Here is a 23468-nt window from a genome sequence, read left to right on the forward strand (position 1 = left end):
AAATCCTTTCTGTTCGTTGTGCTTATCTGAATGGTTTACTTGCTATTTGAGTGTTTCTGCCAAAAGTGGATGCTCCCGTGATATTTGATTTGAGGTTGCTAACCATGATATCGGCCACTGCCTTTTAGTTGGTTTATTAACTTCTGAATAGAATAGTTCTAATAGTTCAGGAGAGTAATAATTTTCAAATGCTTTTATAAATTCAGACCCACGCAATTTGCCGCTAGGAGAAGTTAATCCTTGACTTCCTAAAAGGAAGCGATATCGCTCATATAATAGTTGAAGATTCGCAACCAGACATTTTTGATTTAATAACCAAGCAGCATCTTCAGCTATCTTCAGTAAAATTTGATCGTGTAAGTTTGATATATTCAAGGGACGTGGGGATGTTTTCTCTATTGCTTGTTCAGCAGAGATAAATGTTTGTGGTCTTTTTCTATCTCGTGTCCTTACACTGCTTGTTTCTAGAAAAACAAGATGAGTAGGGCAAACTTCTACACCAGGTAACTGGTGAACACGATGCCAATAAAGTTCTCCAAACTTCTTGCTATCTTGATCTCCGCATAAAGGACAGAATCGCAGCCACTGTGCTGGCTTAATCTCAGCACTTAAAATACCTAAACGTCCGTGAATTGATGAGTTGTCTGAACCTGCCATATCATTGCGAATAGAATTGATCCGCTCATGTGGATAAAATGGAGTGTAAAAAGGTATCAGAGTATGGTTATCGATGAGTTGGTCAACTGTATAGCAATATTGGGGTGGTAAGTTTGCAACAAGATACCCAAGATGAGTAGGAAAATCTATAGGTGCGGTAACAATCACTCCAAAGAGTTCTCTTCCCACAGAAATTTGATTTGGATACTTTACTCGATCTTGGAAACGGGCACAGATACTATAGAGCAGTTCATCTGGATAGGGATCTGGAAATAAACCAATCATTTTTCTACTTCCTCTGGCAAGTATTCAGTAGCGGAACAAATGTAATTTTCTAGCTTGAGAGCTTCATAGGCAGCAATTCCTTGTTTCGCGCTCAAATTCACAAGCTCTACCAAGCCTTTTTTTTCTGTAGTAGTTTTATGACGTTTTATCTGCCTCTTATTAATTTCACTTTGCGAAGGAGATTGAGTCACAACATCTGTTACCTTGCTTGCTAACTCTGTCGCAGGGGAATCAAAAGTAGGATTATTAGGGCTAATTTTGGCTTCTTGTTCAACCTCTACCAAGCTTTTCTGAATTATGGGTGAAGAGCTAATCTTGCCAACAACTTTTATACTATTTTGAGCTTCTTGTATGAAAGATGTAATATCGATTGGATGAACATCCTCAAAATTTTGAAGAAATTGGATATCACCATTTTTTAAAGCTAACATAATTGGTTGTGCTAGGCGCAGGCTATCCTTAGCAACTGACCGAATGATGCTCTCAGTAACGGTTTCTTTTCCAGTTGCAATTGCCCGCACTTGCGTCAGCATATAAATTTTGACTGCAAAGTCGGTAATCCCCTGAGTTACTTCATAGAGAGCGTGGCATAGTTCTGGTTTGAGTGGGCAAAGTTTTTTGAGGTATTGATAGCGCCAAAGCGATTCGACAAAGAATTCCCAAACATCATCGTCTGCCATCCTGTCCCAAACAAGATCCCCTTGACCACTACCCCGACGGATTTGACGGAACTCACCACTTAAAATAGACATGGCTTTATAGGTTCCTACAAGAACAACAGGAATGCCAATGGTATTAATAAGCTGGACAAAAAAGTTGAGCATTTTTTTTGAGCCACCGCTTTTAGCTTCGTTCAGATGTTGAATTTCATCGATTACCAACACCCCGATGCAATGTAGCGAAGCTACACGAGCCATGTACGGAATTAACTCATCTACAGTGCGTCTACCTCCTCCTGTATAATTTTTGGAATAGTCTGTTCTCAAAAGGTCATCAACGGCTTGAAAGAAATTTATACAAAGACCTTTAATTGAACCATCATTAGGACACTCTAGTTTTAGCCACACAATTTGCATGAGTATAAAATCACGATCACAATAGTGACCGTGAACTATTACTTGAGGATAAAGATCCAATATTGCTTCTACAGATGTGGTCTTACCCACACCGCTAATGCCAATAATTGTGAAGCCTGTTGCCGTTGATCTGAATCGATGATTTTGAGTGACTGCGGTCACTTCAGAACCCAGAACATCTAATTGCTTTTGAAAATTTCTCCAAAAATCAGCTTTTACTGGATTGCGTGCTTGATACCCTGCCCGAATCATGCGTGAAAATCGCTGTTCTAAATCAATATGAATTGGAAGAGGTTCAAAAAATTGCAGTGCATTCTGCACCAAATGTAAACGCAGATGGGATGGCAGTTGGCGTTCTCCCTCATCATAATTGGGATAATTTGCCAGAAACTGCATAACTTCCTCTTCTGATAGAATTGGGGGTAAGGCCTCGATCAGTGGATTACCACGGTAGCTTGAAATTAGTGGATCGCGGTATGAGGCTGGTACAACTGCTCCCTTCCCTACTAAGAGTGATGGCGTCAAATTGGTACTAGTCATTTTTCCAGTTCCTCTCTCTTAGCTTGCGTAATTTATCAATTGACTTGGGTGGAGCTACATAACCTTCGTTCTCTTCTTCGGGTTGAGTATTTAAAGGTATTGGAATTACTTGCCCTAGCTCCTGGGAATTTTCTTTGGCTCCCAATTCCCATGCTCCTGTTTCTCGCTCACTTTCACGCTCTGATTTGCGATTTTCTCTAATATTTTTGGTACGCGATCGCTTACTTTGGCCAGTGAGCGCTTTTTCAGTCTGTTCTTTGGCTTCACCCAGAATCTGGTCTACTTGAGCTTGGAAAGTAGCTTTGGAAGACTGTTGGCGAGTCATAGCAATTTCTTTGCCTTGTTTTTGTAGCTCAAAGTAGTCAACGGTTTCATACCAATTTCGCCCTCTGAATGTTGTCTCAGTCTCAATAAGCTCGCAAGGTTCCAAGTGTCTACTGTCATCAAGGCGCAGATATATGGTATTCAATGAGCGGATATCATAGGCTATTGGAACTTTCCATCTTCCCTTGATTCTTGCCTTTACAAACCATTGCTCACGTAGAGCTAGTTGGCAGGTATATAACAATCCTTTATAATAGATACCTTGTGCAGTGACTGAAGCCTCTGCTGTTGGCAGCAGATTTAGTTTGACAATTTCAGATGCCATTTGGCGAAGATGACCAACTCGGTTTCTGATGCCCCAATTCCAAACGTCTAGTGGGTAAGGGTCAACATAATCTTGGATCATGAACTCGTCCATTCGATACCATTGCATCCTGTGGTCTTTGTTATGGTCAAGGACGCAGTAAATCATCAGCTTGCGGAATTGGTTAAGGTCTAGAACTGCATCAAGCCTATAGTCCTTGTCACCTCTTTCTCGTTTTTGGTAAACAGCTCCAGGCATCCAGTGAATCATTTTGTCATTGCTTAAGCGAAAGTTTCGCTCAACAATTGCTTTCCAATCAGCTCGGTAGGGAGGCGTGTTGGATATCCCAATGTCAAGAGCATTAACCAAATTGTCAGCGTTGTATCCTTCTAATTCACCTCGGTCTGCTAAAATTTTTTCAGGAAGGTGATGACTTGGCCAATCTGCTTCATCAATTTGAATTCCATACTCTTGGCAAAAAGCTACTTTATCCTTCGTAGCATTTTCAAGAGCTAACATTGCACCTAACCAACTTGGACCTTCTAAACTGACACTAAATCCTGTAATGAGTCGGCTAAAGGTATCGATGATAAAGTAAATTACAGGGCGACCAATAATACGATTTCGGTCTAGAGAACTAACTAGATAAATATCGCCGATAGTGGCATCAATTTGGTAGACTGACCCTGGACCATAAGCCATTTGGGTTGAATTTCCAAGTATAGCCCGATAAGATAAATTAAATCGACGCTGACCTTCACGAGAAATTTTTTCCCTACTAATATCACGCTCTTTGTCATACCAATAGCGGAACTGAGCAAATGTAGGTAGTTCGCTAGCAGGTGGTAATACAGGCACTAATACTTTATCTCGAATTTCATAACCCTTATGAAAAAACTTTTTTAAGGTCTCGTCAAAGGCATTATTCAAAGTTATTCCCTGTTGCTTTTCATAAAATAATTTGATCCCACGCTGAAAGCTGTGTCTTATTTCATCATCTACATTGATCCCTAGTGGTATATTTGTTACTTTTGAGAGCTTACTTGGGCGACCACGCTTACAATTAGAAGGTTTTTTTTCTTTCCCTTTTGCCCCACATCTATCAAACAAGGGAAGAAGGGTATTTTTTGCTTGTCCTCCCTGCCAGTAACGCCGCAAGTAATGATAAATAGTCTTTTTTATGCAACCTGTCCGTTTGACTGTATCCCTTATCAGTTGACCACGAGTACGGGCATCAAAGATTAACTCTATTTCACCCTCAACTAATGGGGCAATGACATTCCATGCATGGTCTCTACGCTGACGGTGATTCTCTGAAATAGCACTTTCGGGACGAAGTAACCCTGAATATGGATCAACTTCAAGGATACACATCTTCTTGGATATAATTGCTGTCTCCACCTCTTTGAATTTTTGCCATTTTGGGAGCGCTTTTGAGTTGTTAATCTCTATGGTCACCATGTCTTGACCAGACGGGTCAATCCACAGTACACGCTCAATTTTGTTTTCAGCCTCAGCGTTTTGCCATTCCAGCAGCATATTGACGAGAAGACTCATCCTACACCCTCTAATCCTTGATGTGATTGCTCTAACAGATTGGCCAGAAGAACTAAAGGCTCACTGGGTTGAATTGGTTTATTCATGTCAATCAACCACTTGCGGTTGGCAAGAAGATGACGAGCTACAGTAAGACAGATACCTGGTGATAGACCGAGTTTGTCATCACAATCAGCAGCTATTCTTGCTAATGATTGATTTTGTTTGACTATTCTCAGAGTTAGAGCTGTTTCAATTCGACGAATTTCAGATGCTGAAAGAGGTGATAGATTCTCAACTACCAGATAAGGGTGTAGCCACTCAACATTTTTGACTAATGCTTCAGAAATTTCATTTTCTGTGACGATTTTCCAATCGATACCTCTGGACTGCCAATATTGACGTTCAATGTCTAATTTTTGTAATGTCCTTTCTGACTGCAAATCTTGAGCATATTTGACTGTACGAATTTGCTCTACAACTCCAATTTTCTGGCGAACAGTAACACAAAAGTCAGTTGTCATTACAATTGGCTCTTGAGTTTTTGGGTGTTTCGGATGAGGAATTCCAGACTGTTCAGCGATCGCTAATGTTTCTTCTAAGGGTAGCAGGGGATACTGTTCCCGAATATCACAAACAATAGATGACCATTCCAGCACATAGAAATAGTTAAGTTCTAGGTTGCTGTGTAAATGATGAACTCTTTTGGTTTTCCAACCCTTGATTCTGGTAGCAAGACCTAGTGATGGTACATCTTGAATCAATAACCAGGGTTTGTATTCAGAAGCTATGCCTTGTCCACGACCTTCTTTGATATACCTGTTGATAACTTCTGGATTTATAACTCTCTTTCGTTTAGCCATTCAATTGCCCCCAATTAAATAAGTTGTGCTTTTCTCCAGCCTGTACGTTACATCCATTGCCTTGTCGCAGTAACGATCGCTGTACCAAAAGCATTTTGCTTACGTGCAAGTTCTGTCTGAAAAGGAAGGTTACTGAATGGCTTCTTCAAAGAGATGCTAAAAAATCTTTAATTTTTTTGAGTTGCTTTTCATCCAGAACTTGTTTGAATTTTTCCGCCACTATCTCCTTTTCTTCTGGCAAGGCAGACATAAGCAATGCTACCAGTTCGATGAAATCCTCCTCTTGAAAGGTTTTTTCAAGCTTCGTCGCTGCCCGAAGAGGATTTACAAAAACTGTTACTTGCTTGATTCTTAATCCAGCTTGAACCATAGCAGCATTAACAGTTAACTCACCAGCCAGAACTTTAGCGTGTAATTCGGGATTTTTTTTACGAAGCTGGCGAAGTCCAGCTTGTTTGCTGGTGCCAGTAGGTCTCTTTATCTTATCGTAATTGTGTATATTATCAACAATTATCTGCTCACTATCAATCCTTTGATTTTTTTCAGGTGCTCCTGCTTGTCTCAGTACAATACGGTCTAGCAAATCTAGAAGTAATGAGTCATGGGAGCACAGTCGCCAGAGTGTTTGAAGAGTTGTCCCTAGTCCTACTGGTGGGGAAGTGTGTACAAAATCAAAAAAGGAATCAAATGTTGCAACCTCCTCTGTTTCTGGAATAATTCTTTTCCGCCATAATTCTTCTTCAAGGACTTGCTCAAGCAGTTCTTGCACTTTATTAAGCTCTAAAACTTCTTCAGAAAGTGCTGAATGAAGTAATGTAATGATTTGATTCTTGTCTAAATCCTTTCTTTTGGACATTTGGAATTTTGCTATTTTTATTTTTTGAGGACGCTCTTTTTATCTTCGCAATAGCAAGAAATATATGATCGCTTTACTAGCTTCTCAATTGCTACCGAAACTACCGTTGACGGCTGAGACCAAAAATGTTTAGTGTTACATAACAAACAACAAGGATTGGAGGGATGAGCAAGTTTGGAGAAACAATCAGGCAACTTCGGGAGGCTCAAAATTTAAGTCGGGTGGTGGTTTGTCGCCAAGAACCGAAGGTCGGCAGAAATGCAGTTAGGATTCGAGATTACGACCAAGCGGCGAAGGATTTAGAAGAACTAGAAACCATCATGGAGCATATTGACTCCTGTAAGTATGGTTTGTGGACGAATGGTTTAGAGTTCTTTTACTTAGAGAAGCAAAAAACGCGGTTTGAAGACCGATTTGAGCCGATAGGAGATTGGCCCCCTGCTGATGAATCTTTGGACACACAGGAAGTAGTTTCTAGTGCGCGTACCCGCAAGGCTGATCCAGAAATGCTGCGTGTGGCTTTCCGGCGCTGCCATAATTTCATTCACGGGAATGAAGGAATGCCCAAAGATGCGGCATTTTGGCAGTTTTTATACCTGATTTTCTGCAAAATGCACGATGAGCAGAAATCGCCTCGCGGTCAACGGCGATTTTGGGCGGGGCCGAAGGAACAGTTTGACACTGAAGGACGCAAGGAAATCCGCAACCGACTTATACCGTTGTTTGAGGATGTGAAAAAAAATTACAGCAATCTTTTCAGGGGAAATGAGGAAATTACCCTTTCTGACCGCGCCCTTGCTTTTATGGTTTCTGAATTGGCAAAGTATGACTTTACACGCACAGATGTAGATGCCAAGGGGGGAGCTTACCAAGAAATAGTTGGTGCGAATTTGCGTGGCGATCGCGGACAATACTTTACACCACGGGGTATTATCAAGTTGGCGGTGGCAATGCTTGATCCGCAGGAAAATGAGCGGATTTTAGACCCAGCCTGTGGAACCGGGGGATTTTTGGTGGCAGTGCTGGCGCATCTGATGAAGAAGTTTCGGGAAGCTGCGAATGTGCAAGTAGGATTTGAGACTACAGAGGAATTTCTGTCTGTCAATGAACGCCTGCGCCAGTTTGCCGAGAAACAAGTGTTTGGTGCGGATTTTGACCCGTTTCTAATTAAAGCTTGCCAGATGAATATGGTGATGGCGGGAGATGGCAGGGGTCATCTTTATCACATCAACTCTGTAGATTTTCCCAATGGGCATTTAGACGGTTTAGAACCAGCTAAAAAAGAAATTCCTTTTGAATCAATTGATGTGTTGTTGACTAATCCGCTTTTTGGTTCTGATATTCCGATTACGGATCAAAATACACTCAAGCAGTTTGAATTAGCTTACGCTTGGGAACGCACAGAGGATGGTAGTTTTCGCAGGACTGGCAGACTTCAGGGTAGTGTTGCGCCGGAGGTGTTGTTTATTGAACGTTGTCTGAACTGGCTAAAACCAGGGGGAAGGATGGGGATTGTTTTGCCAGATGGCATTTTGGGCAATCCTGGAACTGAATATATCCGGTGGTGGATTCTGCGTCATTCTTGGGTATTAGCTAGTGTGGATATTCCAGTTGAGGCATTTATTGTAGAGGCGAATGTAAATATCCTCACAAGTTTGCTGTTCCTCAAGAAGAAAACCAAAGAGGAAATTAGGGCTGAAGATTTAGGAGGTAAGACGGACTATCCTGTATTTATGGCAGTGGCAGAGAAGGTAGGATTTGACCGTCGAGGAAATACGCTTTATAAACGGACTCCTGATGGTGAAGAAATTGTGGTGTTGAAAGAGAAAATAGAAAAAATTCGCATTGGGGAACGTATTATTGAACGTTCTTTAAAACGAAAAGAAAAGATACTTGATGATGACCTGCCTGTAATTGCCGAAAAATATCGAGAGTTCCGCCAAGAATACCCAACTCCAGGTATATGATTTCTCGAATAGAAGCTTTTAATTATCGCTGCTTTGAAAGGCTTGATATTAAACTCGGTCAATATCATGTTTTGGCTGGTGCGAATGGCACCGGTAAAAGTACGCTGCTTGATATTCCTTTATTGTTAAGCGAAATTCTATCACAGGGATTAGTATCAGCTTGTTTGGAATCTCCTTCTATTGGCGGCAGTCCGAGAGCGCAAAATTTACAAGAATTGCTGCATTATGGCAAAGGGAATTATTTTGGTTTTGCCATAGAAGCTGATTTGCCTGAAGAAATTATTGTTAAATTGCTTAAATATGCACCATCCACAGTTATAGAACATAAAAATAGACATCCTCGGAGTATTAGGTATGAAATTCGGTTTCAAATTTTTAATAAGATTGAGCTTCATGTAACTGATGAATTTTTGTATATTGTTCCGCAGAAGGTTTCTGAACCCAAAGAAGGCTGGGGAATAGGAGGTAAACGCCCTCGTTATTGGCAAACAATTATTGTGCGGGAATCCGGTTCAAGAACAATTTTTAAACAAGAAGACCGAAGCCGCTCTAGAATTAACTTGCGACTCGAACCTCAAGAATTAGCTTTAGCAAATTTACCCAATGATATTGATAAGTTTTCTGCATCTATTTGGTTCAGAAATCTTTTAGAAAAAGGCGTAATGCGTTATGAACCAAGTTGGTCAGTGCTGCGGAAAGCTTGTCCGCCTGGTCAGCCTAAAACTTTGCGTAAAGATGGTTATAATCTGCCTTGGTTAGTGCTGAATTTGCAACAAGAACAGCCAGATTTATTTAAGTCTTGGGTAGAACACGTCAAAATGGCTTTGCCTAATGTTGTGACAATAAAAGCCATTCAACGTGAAGAGGATTATCATGCTTACCTCAAATTAACGTATTGGGGTAATCATGTTGTTACTTCTTCAGGATTATCTTACGGAACCCTGCATATTTTGGCACTGACTATTTTGCCCTATCTGCCTCAACCGCATAGTCTAATTTTTTTGGAAGAACCAGAAAATGGTATTCATCCCAGAGCAATTGAGGTAGTATTACAATCTTTAAGTTCTGTGTATGATTCCCAAGTTTGGGTATCTACACATTCACCTGTAGTGTTGGCATATACTGAACTAGAATCAGTGATTGTGATGCGAAGTAGTAAAGAAAATGGTGCAGAGGCAATTCCCGGAAATAAACACCCACGTTTACAAGATTGGCAGGGAAGTATTGACCTTGGCTCCCTGTTTGCAGCAGGGGTACTGGGATGAGAGATTGTATCTTTTTGCTGGCTGATAAAAATATGGAAGCAGCTTTTACGGGTTTTTTGACAAGAAAGCAGTTCCATAGAAGTTTGGGAATTCGGCAGTTTGCATTCGACCCACAACAGGACATTATTGTTGAAGCCGGTAGTGACCCAGGTGTGTATAACCGCGCCCATGAATTAATTCGCCTTTACCAAAAAACTCATCGCTATGCTGTTGTGGTGTTAGATAATGCTTGGGATGGGTCGCCTGGGGTAGAAAGAATTTCTAATAATATTATGGAAAATCTTATTGAAACTGGTTGGGATGAAGAGAATTGTGCAGTGATTGTAATTGACCCAGAACTAGAGATTTGGATACTACAGGATAATCGCAACGTAGAAGAAGCTTTCCGATTTAAACAAGATACTTCTTTAAAAAAGTGGTTAGAACAAAAAGGTTTATGGGATGCTTCGGCGTTGAAACCTGCTGACCCGAAGAAAGCTGTTGAAGATGCTTTGAAATTCTCAAGAACTCCTCGCTCATCAGCTATTTATAAAAATATAACCAGCAAAGTCTCTGTCAAAGGATGTACAGATACAGCATTTGAAATGTTGTGCATTAAAATGCAGCAATGGTTTCCATTTGAGGAGGGTCAAGCATGAAAACTACCAAGCTAGACTTTCCAGTAATGTCCTCTTGGATGGAAAATAACGGGCGGCGTTTGGATTGTAACCCGTATCTTTCAGGGGCTTTTGAAGCAAAGGTGATACTGGAAAAGCTCTCTGCCAAGAAACAACCTTTGCATGAAGTTACAAAAGGAGGAATGAAAGGGATTTTTAATGGCCCCAGATTTGCTCGTAATTATGTTGAAGACCCAGAACACGGTATTCCTTTTCTTGGCAGTACAGATATTCTGACAGCAGATTTATCAAATCTACCTCTTTTATCTAAAAAACAAGTAGCTGCACATCCAGAATTACTAATTGATGAAGGATGGACTTTGATAACTTGCTCTGGAACTATAGGTAGAATGGTTTATTCCCGTTCTGAGATGAGAGCGATGGCGGGTTCACAGCATTTTATGCGGGTTGTTGCAGACGCTAACAAGATTTTGCCAGGTTATCTATATGCTTATCTCAGTAGTAAATTCGGAGTTCCTCTTGTTATCTCAGGAACTTATGGTTCAATAATTCAAAGTATTGAGCCTCATCATATCGCTGATTTACCAGTGCCAAGATTAGGTGCAGATATTGAAGAAATAGTACATGAATTAATTAAAGAAGCTTCTGTTAAAAGAACAAAAGCATTAAATATTTTGTATGAGTCAGATAAAATATTAGAAAATAAAATACAGCTACCTCGATTACCAGATTTACATGAAATATCTAAACCTCTAGTAGCAGGGGTTAGTTCTAGCTCTCTAAGAATGCGCTTTGATGGTGCTTTTCATTCACCTTTAGCACTAGAAGCAGAAAAGGCGATTACAAAAGCTAACTGCGATATTCTAACTCTTGCTCATAGCTCTGTTACTCAAAATCTATTTAAGCCAAATATTTTTAAAAGACAGTGGGTAGAATCAGAAAATTATGGGCCAGCTTTTGTAAGTGGAAATGATATTTATCGAATGAGTCCATCGCCAGAGAGATTTGTTAGTAAGAAATCTAAAGATATTGAAACTTACTTGCTAAAAAAAGGTTGGATCGTTTTTCAAGCAGCAGGACAACTTAATGGAATATTTGGATGGCCAATTTTAGTAAACTCACATCTTGATGGAATGTTCTGTGCTGATGATGTATTCAGATTAGTTCCACATAATGAGGTCGATGCTGGCTACATCTATGCTTATTTCAGAAGTAATTATGGTCAAAGACTTCTTAAAAGACAAGCGTATGGTTACAGTATTCCCAGAGTAGTTTCTGAACACGTAGAACAAGTTATCATCCCTTGGCCAGATGAAAAAACTCGTCAATCAATTGGGCAACCAGTCTTTAATGCCTGGGAAGATTTAGCTAAGGCTATTGAAATAGAAGCTCAGGCAGTAAAAATAGTTGAAAGTACTATTGATAAGGGAGGTGTTTGATGGTTGCTAAAGTCATTCGTATTGGTGAACCTGTCAACGACTCCGAACGCCAAGCAATTAAGTTTCTCCGCGATAACTTACCTGACACTTACACAATTATCCATAACTTTGAAATTCCCCAAGGCAAAGAAAAATATGAAATTGACCTAGCCATCATCGCCCCTCACAGCATTTTTATTGTTGATGTTAAAGGTATTCCCGGACTGATTGATATTTATAATTCAAAATGGTATCCAGAAGGACGAGGTAATATTGGTGCGCCAGTAGCAAAGTGCAGACAAAATGCTAAGGTTATCAAATCTTTAATCTGTGATGCTTTTCCCACCAAAACAGACCTCAAACAAATTCACGTCCACGCTGCAATTTTAATGACAGCCCCTAACTCTCATGTTGATGCTCATGGGAGTTCTGATGAGGATGATATCACTTACCTCAATCAAAAATGCCTGACTTATTTCAAAGGCAAAGGTCATATTCCTAGCCATCGTTCACAGGATATTCGTTCTTTTCACACCAATATTGAACAAGCAATCGTAGGGAAAGCCCGTCCCAAGTCTGCGCCTACTATTTACCGTGAATGGCAAATAGAAGAGGAACTGGGAGGAACCCCAGATAAATATACAGAATACCGCGCCAAGCATATTTTTCTCGGTAAACGCGGCGGAATAGCCCGACTGCGCGTTTATGAAGTTGACCCCTACCAAGAGCATAGCATCCGCGATCGCCAACGCAATCTGATTAGCAATGCTTATCGCTCAATGGTGCAAATGCCTGGTCATCCGAATATATTGAAATTAACAGAATTTTTTCCCACTGAAGCAGAAGATAAATTCATTTTAGTTATAGAAGATATCCCCGGAGAACCCCTCAGCCAACACATCAGAAAACCGAATTTAGCACTTACTTTTGACCAAAAAATTGGCATAATACGGGATATTCTCTCAGCCCTTGACCACGCCCATAAATACGAGGTTATTCACCGCAACCTGACTGTAGATGCTATCTTAGTTACTCCTGATGGGAATGCGCGGCTAACTGCTTTTGACTACGCGAGAGTGACAAAAAACCGCAGCAGTACAATTGCAGGAGATATTGTAGACGAGCTTGATTATAACTATCAAGCACCTGAATGTTACCGCGACCCCACCGAAGCCAGTATCGCCTCAGATTTATTCTCGGCTGGGTTGGTCTTTTACGAATTATTAACAGGACAAACGGCTTTTGAGAATATTTCACAGGTTTTTGACTGCGATGCTATTTTCCCAGAAAAACCATCCTCCTATAAACCAGACCTCCCAGCAGGTATTGATGAATGGTTGCAGAAACTTTGCGCTTTTGACGTTGAAGACCGCTTTATAAGTGCAGCAGTTACACTGGTTGAACTCAACAATATCATCACACCAAAATCACCAGTGCTACCCCCAACACCCAATACAGGGGAGAACCCTAAATCTTTAGCTGAAATAGATTTGCGAGATTTACCAGCAGAATATCTTCTTGGTAATCAATTTATTATCCAAAAGCGTCTTGGCCAGGGTGGATTTGGGGTAGCTTACAAAGTCTTTGATTCGATGGGAGATAGAGATTTAGTAATGAAACTTATCACCCGCGACAAGCAATCAATTTATCAGCGTTTAGTACGAGAATACAAAACACTCCTAAATATTCCTGAACATCCCTATATTGTCAAAGTTATTTTTGCTAGTAAATTTCCAGATGATACACCATACATCCTATTTGATTACATTGATGGTGAAGATGTAGAAAAGCTTCTAGAAACAGAAGCCCTTTCCTTGGAAGACACTGTAAAAATTGCACTACAAACCGCCGCAGGGTTGGCACATCTGCACGAAAATGGTGTTTACCATCAAGATATCAAGCCTTCTAATCTGCTGCTGACAGACAAGGGAGTTCGGATCATTGACTTTAACGTTGCTGTCTCAGAACGGGATGAAAGCATGACAGGCGGTGGAACTAGGGCGTATATCCCACCAGATTTTGACCTTACTCTAGATTTAGACCAAATTGATCAAGCCCAAAAAAGCGATCGCGACCTCTATGCACTGGGGATTACTTTCTATGAGTGTATTACAGGTAAATATCCCTTCGACGACCAAGACCCCAAACTAAGGCGAGATAAACTACCCCACGATCCACGAAATTTTACTGCGTCTAAGGATTTGAGTGACGAATTAGTACAATTCTTGATGAAGGCTATTTCTCCCTACAGGGTTGATAGATTTTCTTCTGCTAAGGAATTCGGCGAAGCATTGGATGCAATCAAACACCCAAGAAAGATTTCCCAACCCACTCTGTTAACAACTGAATCCTTACCATCGACCTTAACAGATACCTCTAAACCTAATTTCAATCCCTTTGTTAGCCATTTGCTTACCCTGTACAGCCAAAGTCAGCAAACCAATGCAGGAACCAGAGGATTAGATCAAATAGGCGAGTTAACTTATGTCCCTACACTGTTAGACCAAGCATTGCAACCTGCAATTTTAGCAGGTGAGTTTAGCCTGGTGATGATTTCTGGGAACGCAGGTGATGGTAAAACAGCCTTTATTCAGCAATTAGAAAAATATGCAAAAGATAAAGAAAATGTCCAATTAAAAAGAGGATTAAACGGTTCCGAGTTCCAAATAAGAGGACGAACTTTCTTTACCAATTATGACGGTAGCCAAGACGAAGGCGATAAAGTTAATAACGAGGTACTTTTAGAATTTTTAGCACCTTTCCAAGGGTCAAATGCACAAACTTGGCAAACCAACGAAACGCGGTTAATTGCAATTAACGAAGGTCGCCTAGTTGACTTTTTATCTGAACATGAAAGTCGATTTCCCAAACTCGCCAAAATAGTCAAAAATGGCATAAAAGGTGCAGATCCAGAAAACGGTGTTGCAGTCATCAACCTCAATATCCGGTCAGTTGTCGCCGATTTGGGGCAAGAAAATCACTCAATTTTTGATAGATTAATTCGCCGCATGACTGAACCGCGTTTCTGGGAAGCTTGCGGTAGTTGCGACCTAAAAGAAAGATGTTACATTTACCACAATGCCCGCACCTTCATGGATGGGACAGCAAGCCCGAAGGTGATTGAAAGGCTTAAAACCCTATATACTATCAGCCACCTACGCGGACGCTTGCATATTACCTTGCGGGATTTGCGTTCAGCCTTAGCCTTTATGCTGGCAGGAACAAGGGATTGCGACGGCGTTCACGAATTGTATCGCCAAAGCACCCCTGAAGCACGACAACACATCCTTGATGGATTTTACTTTAATTCTTGGATGGGAGGTATGGAAGGTTCAGGCGATCGCTTAATTTCTCTGCTACAAGAAATTGATGTTGGAGAAACCAGCAATCCTAGCCTTGACCGCAGCTTTGCCTTTTTAGAACCCGGTGCTAAAGAAATGGGGCGGTTTAATTTTTCAGACCGCAGCTGCAATGATGACCATTTGTTACAAAAGACATTTGAAGAACTACCTCGTGACTATCGAGGTAAAATTGAAGACAATCGTCAAAAAGCATACAAGAAATATATAGCTATGCTACGACGGCGGCAATACTTTGAACGCCGAGATTCAGGATGGCAGCAAATGCTACCTTATTCTTATTTTGAAGATTTTCTAAGGCTAGTAACAGCAGAGGAAGACTTAGCCAAGGAAGTGCCACCTCTCTTACGAGCTATCAACAGGGGCGAAGGGCTAAGAAATCCATCTCGTCTTAGCAATAAACTAGCCCTACGAGTTCACCAAGTCAACAACGGTACTATCCGCAGTTACCGTATATTTGATAGTAATAGTTTTGGCATTAAACTTGGTGAAGCTGGGGGAATTACTCGCTTTATAGAATTTTTGCCACAAGCATTCTATCTTCAGTATCATTTTTCAATGAGACATGATGCAGAGTTAAGTATAAACTTGGACGTATATGAGATGCTGAAAAGACTTGATGCGGGTTATCGTCCCAGTATTGAAGAACAACAGGGGCTTTACCGGAGTTTAGCTGTATTCAAAAATATCTTGGCTTCAGCCCCTTATCAAGAAGTTTTACTCACAGAAACCGGACAAGACTTTTATAGTATCAGCCGCGATGAAGTTGGTAATTTATCGCTGACACAAGTCCAAGAGGGAATTTAATGGAACTGGATAAAAAAGACAAAGCCTTTGCACTTGGCAAAATAACTTATGTTGACTACACACATATTGAAATCGACAGGGCTTTACTCAATTTCTTTCCTAGATTGAAATTTGATGGCTATCCCGGTAGAGTTAGAAGTTTCAGCACTATATTGACTATAGATAAATTTTTAGAAGATTTTATCGAAGAAGAAAATCAGGATAAGTTTGTTGGCTTTGCCGCTCATCAAGATATCGTTTATAAGTGGCTAGAAACTGATTTATTGGATTTAGTTAATCGAGGAAAATCAAACCAAGCTGTTGTATCGCCTCGACCACTACACGGTAATGCATACAAATATAGAAATACAAAACACGCTAGAGATCATGGTTCATCTGAGCAAATTTATTGGATGATTTATCATGCCCGTAATGGTTTGGGTCAAGCTGCAAGGGATGCGTTGAAGGATTTTATTTTTGCTGGGCTTGACCAACAAACTGACCGTATTTTAGTTTCAGACCAAAGAATTGATGTAGAAACTCAGGCAATTCTACATTTTGATAAGCAAGTCAAAAAAGACGCTGAAGACCGTTCCAAAGAACTTGAGAGATACTCACCCCTTTGTATTGGTCAAGCAGACTTGCTAGCAGATGATATTCTCCGTTTGCTAACCTATGAAAGTTATATGCCTCGATCAGTTCTGGTGGATTACCTGAAAACGCTGTTGTCATTCCACTTAGGGCTGTACCACCTGCGCCTGATGAAACTTTTACCAGCGTTAGTAAAGCGGCGTGGAAGTGACCCAACGTGCGATCGCTGTCCGGTAAAACCTAGAATATCTTCACCACATGGTGATTGTCCGCACCGTATTGGGCTACTGGTTGATATGGGCGACCCTACCAATTCTCACATGACAGAGTTAGGTCGTCAAAGTGCAGATACCCATTACCGTCGTATCCCAACTTATATTGAAGCTCATTTCATCACCAAAAAATTAGATGAAATGGCTGAATATTTAAGAAAAAGAAACAAGTTATCACCTGCTGGAAATTATTTCTCTGTTGGAGAAGTTTTACAACTTTTGCATTCTTCTAAGAATAAAGAACGGGAGGATTATTTTAAATCAAGATTAACGGGACTTATAGAAAGATATCAGGAAGGAGGAGCAGAATCTTCAATTCCTCCAGAAGTGCAGCGCATTATTAATATGAATTTGGGAGAATTTGATACTTTTATAGAAATAATAGTAGCTTTAAAAGGCAGGAGTCATAGGGAGGCTATTACCAAATGCTTGGATTCTTTTTTCCTAAAAAATAGTGATTTGGGCTTGCTACGTCAATCTCGTGCTAACAGCCCTCGCTGGTTTGCTTTAGGAAGTCGATTACTTGAAGTACTATTGCAAATTGCTGTTTTAGAACCCAACAGAACAAGCTTTGTGACCCGTGAAATTAGGGTTGATGAACTGCTGATATTTCTGCGCGATCGCTATGGTCTCTACATTGATCGTTTACCTCCTGCTGATGGCTTCGGACAACCCAGCATTGTAGATCAGCAGGCACTGCGGAAAAATGTTACAGCTTTCAAGACTCGTCTGCGAGAAATTGGATTTTTCCAAGATCTATCGGATGCCTATGTTACCCAAACAGTGACTCCTCGTTATACTATCAATACTGAGAATTCCAGAGGTAACAAATGAGCCAAGATTTTAAAGAGCTTCAGCATGAGGAATTAACTCAAGCTTTAGAATCATTATTGTTACCGCGCCTGAGAGATATTCTTGCTTCACGCAGTAAAGGTCATTGTATGCGAGTCGCAGATTTGGACTCACATCTGATGATAATACTGACGCGCAGCTTGCGTCGAGAAGTTCCAGAAGCGCAAGTTTTTATTTTGAATGGTAACGGACAAAATACTGACAACCCAGATTTATATATTTCGTCTACCAAGTTAATCGAACTACGTAACCCTTTACCTGATGGTTCGTTACGACCACCATTACTTATCTTTTTACCATCAAATCTGCAAACAAATGCAGAAGATTCCTTCAACGTTGCGTCGTTTGAAGAAATTTCTCTGGCTGATGTTTATCAGCAACTAGTTCAGAAACTCATTCAGCAAGTTCCGACACCTTTACAAGGTTATATTAAAGAAATTTTGAAGTATTTAACCCAAGAGAAATGGCGTTGGGCTAATGCAGTAAAGCAAGCGCGTTTTTTGCAAACCGCAGTTATAAATGGGATTGCTGGGGATACCCTTGGTGCTGCATTGTATGAATTGGGTTTGGTTCCAGATTTTCATTTGTTTGATCAACCTACAAATACCACTTTCAAAATTCGCAAGAATTTAGAATCGATGAAAAAGCTTACCTTAAATTTTGACAAATCGATTTTGGGTAGAGTTTTAGATTTAGAGTTAGCTGATAAATCAGTTCAAAATAAATTAAATAAATATTTAGTTGAAGTAGGTGTAGAAGACCCATACGTGTGGACTAAGCAAGTTATATTAAACCGCAAAAATTGGGATATATCTTTTGACAAATGGAAGTTTCAGGAATATGTTAGTCCTGATAAAATCTTAATAGAAGTTTTGGATATTGGACTAAGTTTTGTAAAAGATGATGAAACCAATCAAAGTTTACAAAGCCTAATTGGTCAACAAGTATTAGTTCCCAAAGAACAAAAAAAATTCAAAGTTGAGTTTAAGGTAGACCCCCATCCTCAGCAAATAGAGGGGTTAGACCACTTTACTGTCCAAATTATGACGCAAGATGGTTGTACTGTTGGAAGTGCTAAAAAAGTTAAAGTATGGAAAACAAGAAGCCAAAATAAAAATGTTACTTTAGATAAACTCGATAAATTTGAATTTGAAGAAGGCTGGCATTTTGTTAGGGTTTTACCTTGGACAGAGAATGATGATCCAATACCTTTAGCTGAACCAGAGAATAGTTCAACTCTTGCCCAGATAAAGCCTTATGAAAGTGAATTATTTTATGTACTTCCCAATGCTGAAATTGATGCAGAACCACCAGAAATCAAGTTTTCTGAAGAAATTAGCTTAGAACACGCAAAACTAAGACTCCAGTTTAAGGCGATCGCCGAGGGTCGTGATCCCAATGTAGTTACCCTCAAAGATGTAGTTTGGGCTGAAAAAAGTAGCAAAACTCGCAGCACAGCCCAAGAAGCTTTAGAAGTAAAATTTGGTCGTGACGGCAAATTTCGTATCCCCATAGCGCAATGCTTAAGGGATTTAGAACTTGCAATATTAACATCCCCACAGAGTCCTGTAGGTTGGAAACTACAGGTCAAAATGGGCCAAGTTGGTTCGCCCTCAACAGATATTATTGATTTTCCGAAATCAGCAGTAGCATCAAGTTTTTTATCAACCCGTGCTGATTATTTCGCCGACATTCTTTCGGGAGATAAAAACCTTATTTCTCAGGCGGTTAATTTTATTGCTTTGAAAGACGTTGCTTATGAGTACGCTGCGGCATACCGAGAACTGTTAGTTGACTTGTGCCGTAAAGTAGAAAAAAGCAATGCTTCAGACTGGCAATCTCTCCGTGACTTGAAAAATGTATTGTTGGTAGACACAGTGCGCTTGGAGATTACAGACTTCCGTGGACAAACACGGGAAGCTATATTATTAGGATCAACCCATCCGCTACGTGCCTTATGGCTGACAACATGGAGTCAAATTGCACAATCTTGGGTTGCTGCTACCTACAATGGACAAAAAAAATATGTGGTTTCCGCAAGAGATGGCATTTTACAGGGGTTTCTACCTTTAAACGTACCTCCAACTTTGCCCCTAACTGACGGCAGAGTTTTTATCACAGTTGATAATATTAATCCCTTCTGGTCGCTGTATGCTCCATCAACCGAAGAAAACACACGGGGCTTGCTAGGGGAAGTCTGTGCTGCTTTAGGACTACCAGAACCTACCATTGGTGCTGCGGTCAATGCTGATGTCTTAGCTTCTCGGATTGAAAGTTATTTAGCACAAAATCCATACATCCGCACGCTTAGTATTAATGCATTTAACTCAGGTCGTGCCACCGTTCTTGCAGATGCCCTTATTTTATTGCAAAAGCGGGAAGCATTTAGAGATTTACGGTATGACATTCGCTTATTTGTCCCTGATCCAGAAGCGCCTGGAGTTGGTGAAGCCATAGAACAACTCCTTACACCAATTTCCAGCGTAACGTCAGAGCTAGTTGATGCTTTTTCTACGTCTAGCGGAAATTACTTGTTTCCCAAATTAAATCTGGCAGTTCATTCCGTTAATGATTTTCGTAACCCAGAATCAAAAAATAAATATCAAGCTCACATCAGTATATTAGTAGATTTATTTCCTGCAAAAGAAATCGGTTCAGCACCACCCTTCCGCTCGAAAGAGATTACATCTTTACATGGTCTAGTTCAAGACTTTGTTGTCGAATTTCAAGATAATGAGAGTGGTACTTTCTGGCGGCGACAACCCCGTCATGGCCAAGCGCGTTCTGTTGTTGGTGCAGAAAACTTGATTGATTTATTGGCTGATCTGCCTAAAATAATGTCCGGCGCAACCGCTACTGTCGCTACAGGGGTACCAGCTTTTGAAAATCGTCCAGTGGTAACGTTAGGTCTAAATGCAGAACAACGGGAATTATTACACCATATTCATAATGTCTGTGATTGGGTTTTCACCATTGATCGTAATATTGGCATTGAATTTTTCGACCACGGCGGTCAGAGCGATCGCCCACCTTACTTAGTTGACTATGTTCCTAATACTACCGCTAGTCTTGGACATCGATTGGTCGTTACTTCGCGCTCTTTATCAGAACTGGAATCAGTTTTGTCGCAAGTTTTAGAGCAACATGGACTAGAAGCTGAAGGAAGTCATGCAAGGGTTATTCTTGAACAACTGCGATCGCTCTCTGGACGACTAGCATTAAAACTAATCTCATCTGCTAATCAACAAGCAGAAGCTCTTGGACTAGCTTTAGCTCGTCTATTTTTGCAGTACCAAGGAGCATTATCAAACCAAATTATACTTCCTTTGGATGCCCATATAGAATTGTTTCAAAAAGCGAAGCAGCAAGCAGATGAATTAGGTAACTCAGTCAGTTTGCAACGTACAGATTTAGCGCTTTTTGATCTCAATGCTAAAACTCGAACTATAGTTTGCAACCTAGTTGAAGTTAAATGCTATGCCCAGGTAGGAAGTATTAGCAGTTTCAATCGATTAAAAGAGCAAATAGCAGAACAAATTAATCAATCTCAAAACGTTTTGTGCCTACACTTTGAGGCACAGCCAAGACCAGACATAGTATTAAAAATTCGTGAATTTGCGACTCTACTTGAATTTTACTTAGAACGAGCTTTGCGCTATGAAGTAATTGAGAAGGATGCCGCAGAAGAAGCAAGAATTTTAATCACAACATTAGAAGATGGTTACACGCTTCAATTTACACGAAGTGCGCTAGTTTTTGATTTTGAAAAATCAGGCACGGAACCACCGGAATCTGACCAAGGAATTGAATATCATCGTATTGGTATTGATTTAATTAAAGAATTGATCGCTTTAGCAAAACCTGCCGTAAAAATCACTCAATATTCTGAGGGGAAAGATATTATAAAAGAGTCACAGCAAAGGAATATTACAGATTCAATCCCTCGTTTGATATCAGCCGCTTTTCTTGTCCCATCAAGGAAACGTTCTACAACTTGGGATGATTTGATAATGGATGATCAACAAAGTCTTCTTTTAGAAGAAGAACATCCTGAAACTTCTACTCCAGTAGTTTACTCTTCAGTAAATTCTTACGAAATCCCCTCAAGTATCAGTGGAGAGATAGAAGCTTCCGCAGTAAACAATCAAGAAATACAAGAGGTTCAGGATATCTTAAAATCTGTTGAAGTTATTAACTCACAGCCACCAGATAATTTTGCCTTACCTTTACCATTAGAGGTTGAAACTGATGAAGCACCTAAAAAGGAACTGGTTTATGACGTAATGCTTGGCGTTCAATCTTCAACCCCCCAGTATGGAATTCTAGGAGAGACATCTGGACGTAAGGTTGCTTTAGACTTGAATCAAACTCACACTATCAGCCTTTTTGGAGTTCAAGGAGCAGGAAAAAGTTATACATTAGGTAGTATTGTTGAAATGGCTTGTATGCCTATTTCAAATATCAACATTCTACCAAGCCCCTTAGCAACTGTAATTTTTCATTACAGTCCAACCCAAGATTACAAGCCTGAGTTTACTTCAATGGTTTCACCCAATTCCGAGCCTGTTCAAATAACTTTGTTGCGTGAAAGATTTGGGGCAGAACCAGCTGCACTTAAAGATGTTGTGATACTCGTTCCCGCTTCAAAAGTTGAAGAAAGAAAAGCTGAGTACCCAAATATAGAAGTTCTTCCTCTTACCTTTGCGGCATCAGAACTCAAAGCTACACACTGGAGATTTTTGATGGGTGCTGTTGGTAGTCAAAGTATGTATTTGCGCCAAGTGAACCAAATTATGAGAAGGTTGCGCGAGCAACTAACACTTCAAGAAATTATTCGAGGTGTAGAAAGCTCTTCTCTATCAGATCACCTAAAAGATTTAGCCAGAACTAGATTAGAATTTGCGGCTGAATACATTGATGATAGCCGTCGCTTGACTGATGCTGTTCGTCCTGGTCGCTTAATTATCGTGGATTTACGAGATGAGTTTATTGAAAAAGACGAAGCTTTGGGACTCTTCGTTGTTTTGTTGCAAATTCTTTCTGAGGCAACTCATAATGGAAAGCTATTCAACAAACTTGTTGTTTTTGATGAAGCGCACAAGTACATAGAAAGCCCAGACCTGGTAGCTGGACTAATCGAGGTAGTTCGAGAAATGCGGCACAAGGGAACTAGCATAATGGTTGCTTCACAAGATCCACCATCAGTCCCCACGTCCCTCATTGAATTATCCTCACACATAATAATGCATCGGTTTAATTCACCAGCTTGGCTAAAGCACATTCAAAAAGCTAATGTATCGCTTAACAGTCTGACTCCAGAAAATATGAGTAATCTAGGTGCTGGTGAAGCTTATATTTGGTCGGCTAAAGCTAGTGATGATGTATTTACCAAAGGAACCGTAAAAATCAGGTGTCGCCCCAGAGTCACTCAGCATGGTGGTAGTACAAAAACAGCAGTTAATCTTTAGTTAATAGTCATCGGTTTTTTGTCCGAATTTCAGAGTTGATATTTAATTTTTCTGTCACCATAAGCACTAGGGCAAAAGCATTTAAATTACTCTTGATCGCAACTAAGCTTAAGAACCAACGAAAAAATCAGCATTTCTCGTTTGGTTTAGTTTCCCAAACTCAAAGCGATCGCTAAAGCTATGTCAATAAGCTGCTACTAATGCGACTATTCTAAAAGTTATTGACAATAAAATCCTTTTCTTGACATAATGCGTTTGCCCTGACATAAGGATGGAAGAGTCTTATTCTCTTTTTTCGATTGGGCTATATCCATAGCCACAGTATAAGTACTAACTATAAATTTATACACTACAGCGCTTCCGGCTATTATGGAATATAGATAGTTTTTCTCCTTTCCCCTCTCCTAGCGCATACCTTTCAGCTATGAGGTA

The 23468-nt window shown here is 40.3% G+C and carries 12 protein-coding genes; 7 read left to right on the forward strand and 5 right to left on the reverse strand.

Annotated elements, in window-relative coordinates; all coding sequences use genetic code 11:
* Nucleotides 1-42 precede the first annotated feature (42 nt).
* The 5 genes from RMZ41_RS04115 to RMZ41_RS04135 form a co-directional block, all read right to left on the reverse strand.
* Nucleotides 43-942: a TnsD family Tn7-like transposition protein gene (locus RMZ41_RS04115; RefSeq protein WP_322645254.1), complete on the reverse strand. Its 900-nt coding sequence runs from the start codon at nt 940-942 to the stop codon at nt 43-45.
* Nucleotides 939-2558, reverse strand: coding sequence for an ATP-binding protein (locus tag RMZ41_RS04120; RefSeq protein ID WP_322645253.1), 1620 nt, complete (start codon nt 2556-2558; stop codon nt 939-941). Before RMZ41_RS04120 ends, RMZ41_RS04115 begins: the two co-directional genes overlap by 4 nt.
* Nucleotides 2551-4743 (reverse strand): Mu transposase C-terminal domain-containing protein, encoded by a 2193-nt coding sequence (locus RMZ41_RS04125; RefSeq protein ID WP_322645252.1) that lies wholly within the window; start codon nt 4741-4743, stop codon nt 2551-2553. Before RMZ41_RS04125 ends, RMZ41_RS04120 begins: the two co-directional genes overlap by 8 nt.
* Nucleotides 4740-5585 (reverse strand): TnsA endonuclease N-terminal domain-containing protein, encoded by an 846-nt coding sequence (locus RMZ41_RS04130; RefSeq protein WP_322645251.1) that lies wholly within the window; start codon nt 5583-5585, stop codon nt 4740-4742. Before RMZ41_RS04130 ends, RMZ41_RS04125 begins: the two co-directional genes overlap by 4 nt.
* A 145-nt stretch (nt 5586-5730) precedes the next feature.
* Complete coding sequence (locus tag RMZ41_RS04135) at nt 5731-6441, reverse strand: hypothetical protein (RefSeq protein WP_322645250.1); 711 nt, start codon at nt 6439-6441, stop codon at nt 5731-5733.
* A 164-nt stretch (nt 6442-6605) separates the two neighbouring features.
* Between RMZ41_RS04135 and mads2 the strand changes: the two genes are divergently transcribed.
* From mads2 to mads8, 7 genes are read left to right on the forward strand one after another with little or no spacing between them, the layout of a single operon-like run.
* Nucleotides 6606-8408, forward strand: a complete 1803-nt coding sequence (gene mads2, locus RMZ41_RS04140; RefSeq protein ID WP_322645249.1) for a methylation-associated defense system DNA methyltransferase MAD2 — start codon at nt 6606-6608, stop codon at nt 8406-8408.
* A complete protein-coding gene (gene mads3 / locus RMZ41_RS04145; RefSeq protein ID WP_322645248.1) occupies nt 8405-9673 on the forward strand; it encodes a methylation-associated defense system AAA family ATPase MAD3 in 1269 nt (422 codons plus the stop codon). Before mads2 ends, mads3 begins: the two co-directional genes overlap by 4 nt.
* Complete coding sequence (gene mads4, locus RMZ41_RS04150; protein ID WP_322645247.1) at nt 9670-10311, forward strand: methylation-associated defense system protein MAD4; 642 nt, start codon at nt 9670-9672, stop codon at nt 10309-10311. The genes mads3 and mads4 overlap by 4 nt, the downstream gene beginning before the upstream one ends.
* Nucleotides 10308-11729: a methylation-associated defense system restriction endonuclease subunit S MAD5 gene (gene mads5, locus RMZ41_RS04155; RefSeq protein WP_322645246.1), complete on the forward strand. Its 1422-nt coding sequence runs from the start codon at nt 10308-10310 to the stop codon at nt 11727-11729. The genes mads4 and mads5 overlap by 4 nt, the downstream gene beginning before the upstream one ends.
* A complete protein-coding gene (mads6, locus tag RMZ41_RS04160) occupies nt 11729-15874 on the forward strand; it encodes a methylation-associated defense system protein kinase MAD6 (RefSeq protein WP_322645245.1) in 4146 nt (1381 codons plus the stop codon). Before mads5 ends, mads6 begins: the two co-directional genes overlap by 1 nt.
* Nucleotides 15874-17550: a methylation-associated defense system protein MAD7 gene (gene mads7, locus RMZ41_RS04165; protein WP_322645244.1), complete on the forward strand. Its 1677-nt coding sequence runs from the start codon at nt 15874-15876 to the stop codon at nt 17548-17550. Before mads6 ends, mads7 begins: the two co-directional genes overlap by 1 nt.
* The gene (gene mads8 / locus RMZ41_RS04170) at nt 17547-23036 is read left to right on the forward strand and encodes a methylation-associated defense system ATP-binding protein MAD8 (protein ID WP_322645243.1); all 5490 of its coding nucleotides are present in this window, start codon (nt 17547-17549) and stop codon (nt 23034-23036) included. The genes mads7 and mads8 overlap by 4 nt, the downstream gene beginning before the upstream one ends.
* Nucleotides 23037-23468: the final 432 nt, after the last annotated feature.

It is taken from the genome of Nostoc sp. DedVER02 (assembly GCF_034530675.2).
Classification (GTDB): Bacteria; Cyanobacteriota; Cyanobacteriia; order Cyanobacteriales; family Nostocaceae; genus Nostoc.